Origin of the sequence: Shewanella aestuarii (assembly GCF_011765625.1) — a bacterium.
GTDB lineage: Bacteria > Pseudomonadota > Gammaproteobacteria > Enterobacterales > Shewanellaceae > Shewanella > Shewanella aestuarii_A.
In genome coordinates this window covers 45,912-59,659 of sequence record NZ_CP050313.1, presented here as the reverse complement: position 1 = coordinate 59,659, position 13,748 = coordinate 45,912, and the positions used below count along the sequence as shown (strand labels likewise).

Sequence of the window (13,748 nt, the reverse complement as noted above, 5' to 3'; positions counted from 1 at the left end):
TTAAGGTTCAAATGTTATGGGCGAGATTTCGTCCATAGCTCTCGCTGTGGTGGCGCTAAAAAGCTCCACGCTAACACTCTAGTTTGCTTATTACCTTGACTCATTTGTATTGTTTCAATCGTTTGCGCCCCCAAATGCGTCAATAATTGATAACAAGGTTTGACGTTTTCAGCTTTTGACACCAAAGAGCTAAACCATAACACTTGATGCTTAAACGAAGCACTTTCGGTGATCATATTGATTAAAAATTGCTTCTCGCCACCTTCACACCAAAGTTCCGCTTTTTGACCACCAAAATTTAATTGAGTTTTATGTTGGGCAATATCGCTCTGCGGCAGCCTTTTGGCTCTATTCGCCGTTAAATTCGCCACCTTACGCTGACTTCCAGCCATGGCGTCAGCTAATGACTGATGAAAAGGAGGATTACACAAAGTGATATCAAAACGATCATCAGCTTGAATAATGCCATTAAATATCGCCTTAGGGTTAGCCTGCTGAATTAAGGTTAACTTAGCGGCAATCTTGGCATTATGCTGGCGTATTTTTTCTACATTTTGTAAAGAGACAGGATCAATATCTGAGGCTGTAAAACGCCAGCCGTAACATTGAATGCCTAATAGTGGATAAATGCCATTTGCACCGGTCCCAATATCGAGCGCGTGAATACGCCCCCTTTTGGTACCTTACCTTTATGAGCTAATAAATCGGCGATGTAATGTATATAATCCACACGCCCTGGAATAGGTGGGCATAAAAAACCCTCAGGAATATCCCAAGCCTCAATGTGATAATCGGCTTTTAATAACGCTGCATTTAATGCTTTGACTGCATTGGGATCGGCAAAATCTATAGATAAATTACCGTAAGGAGTAGGCCTTACAAACTGGGACAATTTGGGCAATACCGCAGTTAGTTTATCAAAGTCATAACCTTGATTATGTGCATTACGAGGATGTAATGCTTTTACTGTCATGGCATGTTTGGCAGGACGCTTGCCCTGCTCAGGAGATTTTTTACGCATGAAATTAACGATTAATCGTAAAGATATTTGGTAAACAATAGATTAACCACAAGTGGCTTGCCGGTCTCAGCTTCAAGTAAACGATTGATCACTTCATAACATTCACGGCGAACTTCTTCCCTACCAGATAGCGATTTAATTTTATCTTCCGCTTGGTTCCCTAATATTTCAACAATGGCTGCACGCAGCAAAGGATCATGCTTTTCTATGCTAACAAGGTCACTCGGGTTCTTCACCATTAGCTCAACACTAATGCGCACAAAACCTAATTTTTTTCGGTTAGAAATATAGTTAGTGACAATTTCTGGCTCAAAACCATAATAGGCATATTCTTCTAATGCGCCATCATCAGCACCTTGAGCATTAAATGCCGCTAACAGCAGAAACAGGCATGCTGAAGCAATTTTTTTCATAGTGTGATGCTCTCCTTGAGTAAATTGTCTACAGTTACCCGCTTTTATGTGTCGCGCTATTCAGGGCATGGTAAACTGCTGTGGTCTAGATATATTGTAACGAGTTTTTGATGAATGTGACCAGCATTAGCTTTCCTTATGGTGAATCAATTCAATGGTTTTCACCCGAGCATACCGACAAACTGCCTAATACACCGCTTAAAGACTGGTTATTAGCCAATGGAAGTTTAACTGAAAAACTCAAAAAGCACTGCGATACTTTTACTGTCACCGTTTTAGGTGAGCACTTGCTTAACCCATTACCGGGGGAGTTTCCTACAACAGATAACAATAATCACCCCATTTGGGTAAGAGAAGTGTTACTGAGTTTAGACAATATTCCTTGGGTATTTGCGCGTACATTAATCCCGCAAGATTTACTCCACAACCCACAACATAATTTTAGCCATTTAGGCAATCGTCCTTTGGGAGAACTGCTTTTTACCAGCGATAATATTGTGCCAGGGAGAATTGAAGTCGCCGAGTTTGAAACCTGCAGCCGTCTGGCCCAATTGGCCACCAGCCTTTCACAAACGGTAAATGACACCTTGTGGGGCCGACGCAGATATTTTCATATTGGCAACTCACAATTAATTGTCAGTGAAATTTTTTTACCTGCGGCGGTTCAGCAAATATATCAAGCTCACTCAAAATAGCGATATGGCATTAAGCTATTCGAGTGAGCCTCAAGGTTATATTCATGCGACAGAATTCATGTAACTTGATATGCCATCTAATAGCATTTGTACCGATATCATCACCAACACCATGCCCATCAGCCGCTCAACCGCAGTAAGGCCTTTTTCACCAAGCACTCGAGTAAACACTTTATAAAACATTAAGATTATCGCACTCAGTCCCCAAGCTGAGACAAGAGCGATAGTCCAATCAGTCATTCTGTTGCTATCAGTATGAGCCAATAGAATCAGCGCGGCCAACACAGAAGGCCCAGCCATCAATGGAATCGCCATCGGCACAATAAAAGGCTCCTCACCTGCCGCTAAGCCAACAACGCCACCAGGTTGAGGGAAAATCATTCTGATGGCGATTAAAAATAAAATTATCCCACCCGCTATGCTCACCGACTCAGAACGAAGATTTAAAAAATTAAGAATGGCCTCACCTGCAAATAAAAATAGCAACATAATGACTAAAGCAATCAGCAGTTCACGGATCAAAACTTTGCGTCGCTTTTTGGGATCAATATGACGAAGAATAGATGCAAAAATAGGTAAGTTACCTAATGGGTCCATAATCAAAAACAACATAACAGCAGCAGAAAAAATATCCATTATTTACAATCTATTTTAAGGTGAATAACAATAACCCATATTGTATACCTAAATGATAATAAGAGTTTAGCTAGATTAGCCCGATAATTTCTTGTTGAGATAAATTAGTTTTTCTAAGGCTAATTTATTTTCAACAGTAGATGATAAAATTACACTTTGAAATGGGCTTGAATAGCTACAAGCTGATACATAAATGATATACTTCAGTGTTTTTGTCGATTTTATTCTGTGGATCACATGCTCTATCTTGTCGCTAGTTGTATCGCCCTACTGTTTGGGCCTTTGTTTTATCGCTACTTTTCGTCAGGTAGCGGATTGCAAAAAGGCTTAGATGGCTTTATTTTCGTCTCATTAGGCGGGCTAGTGCTCATCCATATTTTGCCAGAACTCCTTGAACATGGTGGATTTGTTACCTTATTGTTTGTGGTGTTGGGTCTTTGGGGGCCAACTGCGAGTGAGAAAGTTTTTCATCGCTATTCCGAAATTACCCACAATATTACCCTTGGCTTAGGCATACTGGGTTTATTGTTACATACCATTACCGATGGCGGCGCCATGGTATTAGCACAACAACAAGATAATTCCCCATTATTAGCCCTTGGGGTTATTTTGCATCGATTACCGGTAGGATTAGCAATATGGTGGCTACTAAAGCCGCAAGTTGGTACGCGTTGGTCAAGCATTGTTTTAGTGGCAATGATGGCATTAACGGCTGTTGGCTATTTTGCTGGCGAACAATTGATCCACCAACTCAGCATTGAAAACACTGTTTACTTACAAGCCTTTGTAACCGGTTCAATATTACATGTGGTATTGCACCAGCCCCATGGTGATCATACACCCGACAAACAAGACAAATATCAATACCAAGCAGGTATTGGTAGCTTATTGGGCCTTGGTTTACTCGCGCTATTGTTACTAATGGATAGCGGTGAACATGCCCACGCTCATCATGGCCACGATCATGGTGTCGAGCAATTTGTTAGCTGGCTATTAACTATTTCACCCGTGCTGCTGCTTAGTTATTTATTTGCCACTATTCGATTTAAGTTTGGACTGCAACCACAGCATAACCAACTAGCATCTAGATGGTTACAGCGCTTAGCAGGCCCTGAATCACTGATTATCACTTTAGCATTATTAGGACCCTGGTTTGCTTTGTATCAGGTGGTTGGCCTAACCATAATTGGTGGCCTATTAACTTGGTGTAAAATTCCACTGACCGATCCACATCATCATGTACCAGTATCAGCATGGCGCTTTGGCTTTGCCCATTTAGTAGACCGAAGCGCCCCATGGATTATACTCAGCTTGGTATTAGCCAACCTGATTGGTCACCCGTCTGTTCCACTTGAAAATCCTGCACTGCAAGTCTTTATCTTGCTATTAGTGTTTATTCCAATGCGCTTTTGTAATTTAGGCGCGGCAGTATTAGCATTGGCGTTATTTTACAGTGGTTGGAATCAGGTAGCCGTTGCTTTTAGCTTATTAGCTGCACCCGTGATCAATATTGCTCAGCTTAAATTGATGAAGTGGAAACAAGGATTAATGTTAGGCGGTGTGCTATTAGGAGCATTTATTTTTGCAGACTTAGTCGATTTAACGTCTAGCTTTGTACTAAGGTTACCTGAGTCTATCAACATATTTGCGTTAGGAATTGTATGCTTATTGTTTGGCGCAAGTTTACTGCGTCTTGGCCCGCGTAAATTTTTAAGCAAGATGATGAGCCAGTTTAAGTCTGAACACAGCCACGATCATGGGCATTCTCATAACCACAATAATCATAACAAGAACCAAAGTCATGCTCATAACCATTCAGGTAGCGTTCACAAACCACACAAGTAGCCATATTAGGGTCTGCGGCTTACCAAAATTGGTGAGTGGCAGCTATTTTATTGATAGCGGACTACTCAAGGATTAGTTATGTGTATCTTGTTTTTTGCCATAGACAGCCATCCTGAATATCCGCTGATCATTTGTGCGAATCGAGATGAATTCCACCATCGCGCTACTCAGCCCGCTCATATTTGGCCTAACACTCCCAATATTATTGCTGGTAAAGATTTACAAGCAGGCGGCACTTGGTTAGGGGTTAATCAAGCGGGAGAGTTTGCCGGCATCACCAATTTGCGCACAAAGACGCAAGATGATGGGGTCCGATCTCGAGGAGAATTGGTGATCAGCGCATTAACTTCGTCAATAACTCCTCAATGGCTAGAAACCCACGCTCACAATTACAATCCGTTTAATCTGGTTTTTGAACATCAAGAGCGTTTGCACTGTTTTAGTAGCCGCCATTTAACCACTCAAGAGCTCAAACCAGGATTTCATGCTATTTGCAATGGTGATTTAGATGATGTGTGGCCAAAAATGGCTCAAGGACAATTAGCCCTACAAACATATCTTAGTCATAATGAACACATTAATATCGGTGATTTGAAAAACCTAATGCTAGACACAACTCAAGCTGAGGATCACTTGTTACCTCAAACGGGTGTTGAGTTGGAATGGGAGCGCCATTTATCATCAATTTTTATTAAACATCCTCAATATGGTACCCGTTCAACCAGTATTATTTTGAAAGACAATCAGGGTAACATCGACTTCTATGAAACCCGTTTTGATGGAAAAAGCCGCAACTTAGGTCAGCAACATTTTCAATTTAAAAGCGAAAAGTCATAAGTACTTGCGTCAAAGATCTAAAAATTGCAAAGACTGTCACGTTCAAATATCAATTTTACAACCTAGATCAAGGTTATTTAACGCTTAACTCTGCATAATTCGTCTATTGCTAATTTACCTTCGGAGTACATGTCTTGAAGCAACCAACACAGATTAGTTGGGATCAGTCGATGATCGAGAAATACAATTACAGCGGTCCTCGTTATACGTCTTATCCGACTGCACTCGAATTCGACGACACGTTTACCGAGCAGAACTTATTAACCTCGATTGAAAACAGTCAATCAGACAAGCTTTCGCTTTATGTCCACATTCCATTTTGTGCCAAGCTTTGCTATTACTGCGGCTGCAATAAAATTATTACTCGCCATGCACATAAAGCCGATCAATATATTGAGTATTTAGCCGCTGAAATTGTAAAGCGTGCCCCTTTATTTAAAAACTATACTGTCACTCAAATGCATTGGGGCGGCGGTACGCCAACCTTCTTAAACCCCGAGCAAATTTTAAAGCTAACCAGCTTAATTAAATCACACTTTAACTTTGCTGAAGTGGGTGAGTTTTCAATTGAAGTTGATCCACGAGAAATTGAGCTAACCATGCTTGATACCCTTAAAGAAGCTGGCTTTAACCGTATCTCTATTGGTGTACAAGATTTCAATAAAGATGTGCAAGTGGCGGTTAATCGTGAGCAAGATGAGCAATTCATTTTTGACTTAATGGCAAAAGCTAAGGCGCTGGGTTTTGTTTCAACAAACGTCGATTTAATTTACGGGTTACCACTACAAACACCCGAAACCTTTGCAAAAACCATTGCGCGTATTATTGAGTTATCACCAGATCGTTTATCGGTATTTAACTATGCTCATTTACCATCACGCTTTGCAGCTCAACGCAAAATTAAAGATGTCGATATGCCATCGCCACAACAAAAGCTCGATATGCTGCATCAAACCATTGAATCATTAACCAATGCTGGCTATCAGTTTATTGGTATGGATCACTTTGCTAAGCCTGATGACGAGCTCGCAAGATTACAACGTGAAGGCAAATTACATCGTAACTTCCAAGGTTATACCACCCAAGAAGAGTGTGATTTATTAGGTTTGGGCGTTTCTTCAATCAGTCAAATTGGCGATTGTTATGCGCAAAACCAAAAAGACTTACGTCCATACTATGAAGCGATTGATGCACAAGGTCATGCACTATGGAAGGGTTGTAGCTTAAATCACGATGATGAAATTCGCCGCGTGGTCATTAAGCAGATCATCTGTCACTTTGATTTAGATATGGCAAAAATCGAGCAGAAATTTAATATCGTATTTGAAGATTACTTTGCTGAAGACCTAAAACTGCTACAAACCTTTGTTGATGATAAATTAGTTGATATTACAGATCGTCGTATAACAGTCAGCCCTACGGGTCATCTGTTAATTCGTAATATCTGTATGTGTTTTGATGTCTACTACCGTCAAAAAGCACGCCAACAACAATTCTCGCGAGTGATCTAACAACACCAGAGTTAAGGTTTTAACCTTAAACTAGGCTTCAAAAAAACCGCTGATAGTCAGCGGTTTTTTATTTTTCCGGTTTAGCTATAACTTTGAAGCGTATAATGCCTTACGCTCAGAGTCGGATATAAATGCCATATCAACCCCATTACGCTGCACTTGCGCCAGTTGCTCATCCGTCAACCCCAGCTCAGATTTAGCAATTCGATATTCATGGTTGATATCAATATTACTCACACCTGGGTCATCAGTATTTAAGCCTATCAACACCCCTGCGTCCAAAAAGGTGCTGAATGGATGAACGCCATAATCGGCAACTGTAGAAGTATGTAAATTACTGGTTGGGCAAGACTCAATCCCAATCCCATGTTTAACCAAATATTCCATCAGTTTAGGATCGCTTATCGCATTAACACCATGGCCAATTCGGGTTGCACCAAGTACCTTGATAGCCTGCCACATACTTTCTGGACCATCTGCTTCACCAGCATGAGCGGTAATTTGCAAGCCAGCATCACGAACACGTTTGAAGTGTTCTGTAAATAAATCCCCAGGGAATCCACGCTCGTCACCAGCCAAGTCTACCCCAACCAGTGCATCACGGTGAGCGAGTAGACCTTCCAGCTCTAAACGACACTTGTCTTGCCCAAATGAACGCGACATAATTCCGATAAGATTTATCTTAACTGCATGTTCTTTTACACCAGCCTTTACGCCGTCTATGACAGCTTCAACAACTCCTTCGATTGGCAAGTTATGATTCATCGCCATATAATATGGACTAAAACGTAACTCCGCATAATCTAAACCAGACAATTTAGCATCGACCACATTTTCATATGCAACGCGCTTAACGGCGTCTAAATCAGCTAATACAGCGACCATCCAATCAAGCTTTTTTAAAAAAGCGATCAGATCAGTTTCCTTACCTTGAATTTGAACAAAAGGCGCTAAGGTCTCAATACTATCAGCAGGTAAGGTTATACCGTGCTGCAGACCAAGCTCCCAAATCGTTTTAACACGCACATTACCATCCAAATGGCGATGTAAATCAACTAATGGTATCGACGGATTAATCATTTCTGACCCCTATTAATTTTTATCGCTAAATGTGTTTTCTATTTTATGGACACTTAGCTTGGCAAAGTCTAACACGTCATCCCAAAAAGTAACCTATCTATCAACTTATTTGCATCAGCATAACAATTATTAAGCTCAATATACTGGTAGCTTACTCATTCAATTGTTATGTTGTTGAGTACTCATATAAACTTATGCTTTATTGTCGATTTAAGGAGCTCCCATGCGTAAGCTTATTCTGCCAGCATTAATTGTGCTTTCTGTTACTGGATGTAAAATGACAACAGGCTCAAAAGCTTATTATTACTTGGGGATACCAGTAAAGCCACTGTTGCTAAAACTGATAATGCTAAAAGCGAACCAATCAAAAAAACTGATTTACAATCAATTATTGATGCAAGTTGGGCCCTTAACCTTGAATATTCGCCTGAACTTGCTGCAAGCTTAGGGGACAAACAAGCTGCAGGAAAACTTGCCGACCTTTCGCCACAATCTTTAGCTGAGCAAAATCAAAAAACACTGCAACTGTTGGATGCGTTGACGCTGTTAGATAAAAGTCACTTATCTAAGGCTGATGTGATTAACGCCCAAATTTTGCAAGATCAGCTACAAAATCAAGTCGATATGTATCGATTCAAACAACACTACATTCCTATCACTGCCGAAAGTGGCTTCCACGCTTATATTGAAAGCATGTCACAGGTACCATTTAATTCAATTGAAGACTATCAAAATTACATCGCAAAATTAGGCGCTTTACCCACTTACTTTGCTCAGCAAACCTTCTGGTTACAACAAGGCTTAACGGAAGGAATAACGCCCGCTAAAGTCACCTTAAATGGATTTGAAGACAGCATCAGCGCATTTATTGTTCCAGTTGAAGACAGCGGCTATTTTGCGCCCTTCAAACAATATCCTCCACATTTTAGCGATGAGCAAAAACAACAACTGACCACGCAAGGTAAAAAGCTAGTGGCAGAAAAAGTGTTGCCGACATATCAGCAGTTCTTCGACTTTATGACTCAAGAATATATCCCAAACGCCCGAGAACAAATTGCAGCCTCAGCATTACCTGATGGACTAGCTTTTTATCAAAACCGAGTTGAGTACTACACTACGCTCCCCATGACCATTGATCAGGTTCATCAACTTGGTTTAAAAGAAGTGGCAAGAATTAAACAAGAAATGCTTACAGTTATTGCCGATGTAGGTTTTAAAGGTAGCTTTGCCGATTTTCTGTATTTTTTACGAACTGACTCGCAGTTTTATCCACAGACAGCTGAAGAGTTATTAAAAGAGGCTTCATACATCGCTAAAAAAGCTGATGCTATGCTGCCAAAATACTTTGGTAAACTGCCACGCACACCTTATGGTATCGCCCCTGTTCCTGCTGAAATCGCCCCTAAATATACTACTGGACGTTACGCGGGCTCTAACAGAGATGACCAACCCGGCTATTACTGGGTAAATACTTACGCCTTAGATAAACGTCCGCTTTATGAACTAGAAGCCTTAACACTTCACGAAGCAGTACCAGGACATCACCTACAAATATCCTTGAATAAAGAACTTGATAACCTACCTAACTTCCGACGTTATAGTTATATATCCGCATTTGGCGAAGGCTGGGGATTGTACGCTGAGTACTTGGGATTAGAAGCAGGCTTTTACCAAGACCCATACAGCAACTTTGGTAGACTAACCTATGAGATGTGGCGCGCCGCAAGATTAGTAGTTGATACCGGAATGCATGCAAAAGGTTGGTCACGCAAACAGGCGGTTGACTTTATGGCCAACAACACAGCGCTATCAATGCATAATGTTAACACTGAAATAGATCGCTATATATCATGGCCTGGACAAGCACTATCTTATAAAGTTGGTGAGTTAACCATTAAGCGTTTGCGTGCAAAAGCTGAAAAACAACTTGGTGCCAAATTTGATATTCGAGAGTTCCACGATGCCATCCTTGAAAATGGCTCTGTTCCAATGGCAATCCTCGAACAAATGATTGATGCTTATATAGAAAAAAAGCTAAGCTAACAACATCTTGAAATAAAGGCTTCTGAACATTTGAAGCCTTTAGTCATAAACACTGAAACAGAAATAAAACCTCATATGATTTATAAAAAGTTTTCGTCCGAAAAGAAGCTCGCCACCACCGAACAACAACGCTTTTGGGAAAACGTATCACATTGTAGTTTTACCGCTGATGATGGCACTAACATCGCTTATTGCCAAATTCTACAGCCAGATAACCAACAAGCCATTGTTATCAGCAATGGCAGAATTGAATCATATATAAAATATCAGGAATTAATCTTCGACTTATTTCACCAAGGTTACAGTGTTTTTGCTATCGATCATCGTGGCCAAGGTTTATCTGATAGATTAACAACAAATCCACATCAAGGTCATGTTGGGCAGTTTCAAGATTACGTTGATGATTTTAAACTGTTTATTGATAATAAAGTATTACCAACAAAGCATACTTCTTATTCACTACTCGCACACTCGATGGGCGGCGCTATTGCAGCCCATTATTTACATCAAAATCAAAATGTTTTTGACTGTGCAGTGTTGTGCGCCCCAATGTTTGGCATCTGTTTGCCTTTTAACACTAAAGTAATCCTGTGGTTAGCAACCAAATTGGATAAAACACAAGCTATTGATGGCTCCAACTTAGTCAATACCAACTATGTGCTAGGAGGGACTAATTATCAGTCTGAGCCATTTATTAGTAATCATTTAACCCATAGTAAACAAAGATATGAACATTTTCGCGAGCTTTATCGAAAACAACCTCAACTCCAACTTGGTTCACCAACAAATCGTTGGTTGATTGAATCAATTACAGCTGCCGAACAGAGTATTTCATTCGCTAAAGAGTCACAAATGCCAATACTCATCCTACAAGCCAGTGGCGATGAAATTGTCCGTAATCAAGCACAAGACAAAGCATTAAGCGCTCACTGTCATAAGGTGGTTATTGAGGGGGCTTCACACGAAATACTGTTTGAGCTAGATAAGTTACGCAATAAAGCGTTAAGCCATACGATGAACTTTATTAAACAACATTCAAAGTCAGATGTGATTTAATCAGTGATATTAAGTCGTCTTCGACTAACGGGCGACAGAATAGATAACCTTGGAAACCATCACATTTGGCCTGAATAAGTTTATTAAGCTGTAATTTTGTTTCAACTTGTTTAGCAATCACATTGTAATTTAGCCTTGATGCCAACTGCACTAAAGCACATAAAACGGTTTGTGCTTCGGTCGTCATATTATCCTCATCAATATAACTTGCCACCAACTTAACTTGCGAAAAATAGATCCCTTGCAGTTGATAAAAAGCACAAGAACCAGAGCCAAAATTGTCTAACGCCACCTTGATACCATGAGCCTGAAGATTGGCGATTTTAGCTTTTGTTTCTAAAGGATTGACGACAAATATATCTTCATTTAATTCAAACTGTAGCTTACTTGTATTCACTTTACTACTTTGAATTCTATTCATAACAATGCTGACAAAGTGATCCTGATGAAAATGCCTAGAAGATATGTTCATCGACATTATCGGCGGCTCAATTCCTAACGACTGGAATTTATTAAGCAATATGCAAACTCGTTCTAGGATCCATAATTCAATTTCGAAAATGAAATCAGATAATTCAGCTGCTGCAATAAATTTACGTGGACTGATAAAGCCATATTGTTCATGGTGCCAACGTGGCAACACTTCAACACTGGCCACATTACCATCAGGATCAACCACAGGTTGAAATACTAAATGAAGCTGCTGCTGTTCAAGAGCAATTTTTAATTCATGGTTTAATTTAAACGGTTGAACTTGCTCTTGATCTAATTTGTGCTGGTATATAGCACAGCCATTTGAACGCGCTTCTTTCGCATGCTCTAAGGCATTATCGGCACGGGCAAGTAACGTTTGCGGCTCAAGTGATTCAACGCCATCACAAGTGACCACACCAACTCTTGCAGATATCGATAAGTTTTGATCGGCAATAGCAAAACTACGGCTAATTAGTTGCCTAACCTCACTAGCTAACGCTAATGCTCGCTTATTGGCTTGACTCACCTCCGCACCTAAGTTTTTAGCTAGCAATATAAATTCATCTGAGCCAAGACGAGCGACAAAACCTGACGATGAAAATGCACCCGATAAGCGAGCGGCAATTTGCATTAATAATCGGTCACCTAATTGATGCCCTAGCGCATCATTGATCACTTTAAAGTTATCAAGGTTGAGCAGCAAAACTGCTGAAAATTGATTTACCTTCCGGCTATGTACTTGAAGATCATAAAGTGAATCGGTTAAGGCCTCACGATTAATGAGATCGGTCAAGCCAGCTGGTTTCTGCGATTCAACATCTATCCGCTGGTTTTTTACATCACCAGACACATCAGTTATTGTACCAATAACGCGAAGTGGTTTACCGACCTCAGTCCATTCGACAATTTTCCCTCTATCAAGAACCCAAATATACTTACCGTCTTTATGCCTTAAACGATGGACGCTTTCATATTCATTACTCTTGCCATCAATATATTGTTGTAAAGTATCAAGCACTTGATCTTTATCTTCTCGATGAAGACGTGACTCCCAGACAGAATAATCACTATCAAGTTCATACGATTGATACCCCAACATTTCTTTCCAGCGATCTGAGACATAAACATCTCCGGTAGCAATGTTCCAATCCCAAATACCATTACGAGAGCCTTCAACAGAGAATAACCAACGCTGCTCAGCATCATTCAGACGCTTCTGATTACGCTTTAAACGGCCTCGAACATGGTTTAGGTAATCTTTTAAATCGACCAGCTCTGAAGATAAACAGGGAAAATCACCATCGAAACTATCTGACTCGATATCTTTTGCGGCTTGGGATAATCTTGCCAGAGGCCAAATCCACAACCAATAAATCCAAACGCAAAAGATCGTTAATATAATTGCACCGACTCCCCAAACTTGAATAAAACGAGATGTCAAATTATCCGAGGCCGTAGCTATCAACTCTGAAATATCGTATTCAATATAGATAACCTCAATCGACTGAGCGAAGTTAAAACGATTATTATCAATAATAGGGTAATAACCTTGAATAGATAATCTATCAAAGTTAACAATTAACATCGGTTTATTGGATTGAATAACACTCTTATGGATCGACTGAGAATATCCTTCTAATACATTATTAGCATCACTCTCACGCCATATAATATGATTAGCAAACTTTATCACGCTCATCTTATCAACAATCACGTAAACCATCATATTCATGTCTGTTGAAATTAAAGCGACTTCTTGGTCAATCAGATTAAAATCTTGTTTCTGAACTGCGGAATCCACAACATGACGCATTCTGAATAGATCTTTTTTTAGCTGCTCAGTTTGTGATTTGGCTAATTGCTGTTTTAGATCCGCGTGCTCATAATAATACCCTCCCATAACCATCGCTAAATAGAGAGAGAAAAGACACAAAGGAACGACAAGCGTAAGTGAGATATTTCGCAGCTTGAACAAAATAGATCCAAAATAAAAAAACTGCTATATGCTAGCGGTAAAAGATGACGTAAGTAAAGGAATAGTTAATTGCTATCAATCCTGTAACAGACATGGCAATAGTCTTGGTATTCGTCACAAGCACCAGCTGACCTTAGTAACCATGGTAAATGTAACCTTGAT

Annotated in this window: 10 protein-coding genes and 2 pseudogenes; 7 read left to right on the top strand and 5 right to left on the bottom strand. The window is 40.1% G+C overall.

All coding sequences use genetic code 11. The annotated features are described in order from the left end of the window. Positions 1-14: 14 nt before the first annotated feature. Positions 15-1,021 (bottom strand): annotated as a pseudogene (gene rlmF, locus HBH39_RS00260) (23S rRNA (adenine(1618)-N(6))-methyltransferase RlmF). An 11-nt stretch (positions 1,022-1,032) separates the two neighbouring features. Next, on the bottom strand, positions 1,033-1,434 hold the full coding sequence (locus HBH39_RS00255) for a flagellar basal body-associated protein FliL (protein ID WP_167674562.1): 402 nt from the start codon (positions 1,432-1,434) through the stop codon (positions 1,033-1,035). A 110-nt stretch (positions 1,435-1,544) separates the two neighbouring features. Here HBH39_RS00255 and HBH39_RS00250 point away from each other — a divergent pair, with 110 nt between their 5' ends. Next, positions 1,545-2,129: a chorismate--pyruvate lyase family protein gene (locus HBH39_RS00250; protein ID WP_167674561.1), complete on the top strand. Its 585-nt coding sequence runs from the start codon at positions 1,545-1,547 to the stop codon at positions 2,127-2,129. A 42-nt stretch (positions 2,130-2,171) separates the two neighbouring features. On the opposite strand, the gene HBH39_RS00245 is transcribed toward HBH39_RS00250, so the two are convergent. Beyond that, complete coding sequence (locus tag HBH39_RS00245) at positions 2,172-2,765, bottom strand: YhgN family NAAT transporter (protein ID WP_167674560.1); 594 nt, start codon at positions 2,763-2,765, stop codon at positions 2,172-2,174. 237 nt (positions 2,766-3,002) lie between these two features. On the opposite strand from HBH39_RS00245, the gene HBH39_RS00240 reads away from it, so the two are divergent. The 3 genes from HBH39_RS00240 (at position 3,003) to hemN (ending at position 6,958) form a co-directional block, all read left to right on the top strand. Next, on the top strand, positions 3,003-4,610 hold the full coding sequence (locus HBH39_RS00240; protein WP_167674559.1) for a metal transporter: 1,608 nt from the start codon (positions 3,003-3,005) through the stop codon (positions 4,608-4,610). Positions 4,611-4,688: 78 nt separating this feature from the next. Then, positions 4,689-5,447 (top strand): NRDE family protein, encoded by a 759-nt coding sequence (locus HBH39_RS00235; protein ID WP_167674558.1) that lies wholly within the window; start codon positions 4,689-4,691, stop codon positions 5,445-5,447. A gap of 134 nt (positions 5,448-5,581) precedes the next feature. Then, positions 5,582-6,958 carry an oxygen-independent coproporphyrinogen III oxidase gene (gene hemN, locus HBH39_RS00230; protein WP_167674557.1) on the top strand — a complete coding sequence of 459 codons (1,377 nt, stop codon included), beginning with the start codon at positions 5,582-5,584 and terminating at the stop codon, positions 6,956-6,958. A gap of 84 nt (positions 6,959-7,042) precedes the next feature. Here hemN and add read toward each other — a convergent pair whose 3' ends face one another. After that, on the bottom strand, positions 7,043-8,038 hold the full coding sequence (gene add, locus HBH39_RS00225) for an adenosine deaminase (RefSeq protein ID WP_167674556.1): 996 nt from the start codon (positions 8,036-8,038) through the stop codon (positions 7,043-7,045). A 223-nt stretch (positions 8,039-8,261) separates the two neighbouring features. Here add and HBH39_RS20070 point away from each other — a divergent pair, with 223 nt between their 5' ends. The 3 genes and pseudogenes from HBH39_RS20070 (at position 8,262) to HBH39_RS00210 (ending at position 11,137) form a co-directional block, all read left to right on the top strand. Further along, positions 8,262-8,486, top strand: a complete 225-nt coding sequence (locus HBH39_RS20070; protein ID WP_167674555.1) for a hypothetical protein — start codon at positions 8,262-8,264, stop codon at positions 8,484-8,486. Further along, a pseudogene (locus tag HBH39_RS00215) lies at positions 8,393-10,081 on the top strand (DUF885 domain-containing protein); the annotation flags it as partial. The gene HBH39_RS20070 and the pseudogene HBH39_RS00215, both read left to right, overlap by 94 nt. 75 nt (positions 10,082-10,156) lie before the next feature. Then, entirely contained in the window at positions 10,157-11,137 is a 981-nt protein-coding gene (locus HBH39_RS00210; RefSeq protein ID WP_167674554.1) for an alpha/beta fold hydrolase, read from the top strand. Here HBH39_RS00210 and HBH39_RS00205 read toward each other — a convergent pair. Further along, on the bottom strand, positions 11,106-13,586 hold the full coding sequence (locus HBH39_RS00205) for a putative bifunctional diguanylate cyclase/phosphodiesterase (RefSeq protein ID WP_167674553.1): 2,481 nt from the start codon (positions 13,584-13,586) through the stop codon (positions 11,106-11,108). The genes HBH39_RS00210 and HBH39_RS00205 overlap by 32 nt on opposite strands. Between the last annotated feature and the right edge of the window lie 162 nt (positions 13,587-13,748).

What these genes read in the sequence shown, in the direction of transcription:
- HBH39_RS00210 (WP_167674554.1), top strand. Translation starts at nt 10,157, where the DNA reads ATGATTTATAAAAAGTTTTCGTCCGAAAAGAAGCTCGCCACCACCGAA.
- HBH39_RS00245 (WP_167674560.1), bottom strand. Translation starts at nt 2,765, where the DNA reads ATGGATATTTTTTCTGCTGCTGTTATGTTGTTTTTGATTATGGACCCA.
- HBH39_RS00250 (WP_167674561.1), top strand. Translation starts at nt 1,545, where the DNA reads ATGAATGTGACCAGCATTAGCTTTCCTTATGGTGAATCAATTCAATGG.
- HBH39_RS00255 (WP_167674562.1), bottom strand. Translation starts at nt 1,434, where the DNA reads ATGAAAAAAATTGCTTCAGCATGCCTGTTTCTGCTGTTAGCGGCATTT.
- HBH39_RS20070 (WP_167674555.1), top strand. Translation starts at nt 8,262, where the DNA reads ATGCGTAAGCTTATTCTGCCAGCATTAATTGTGCTTTCTGTTACTGGA.
- HBH39_RS00240 (WP_167674559.1), top strand. Translation starts at nt 3,003, where the DNA reads ATGCTCTATCTTGTCGCTAGTTGTATCGCCCTACTGTTTGGGCCTTTG.
- add (WP_167674556.1), bottom strand. Translation starts at nt 8,038, where the DNA reads ATGATTAATCCGTCGATACCATTAGTTGATTTACATCGCCATTTGGAT.
- HBH39_RS00235 (WP_167674558.1), top strand. Translation starts at nt 4,689, where the DNA reads ATGTGTATCTTGTTTTTTGCCATAGACAGCCATCCTGAATATCCGCTG.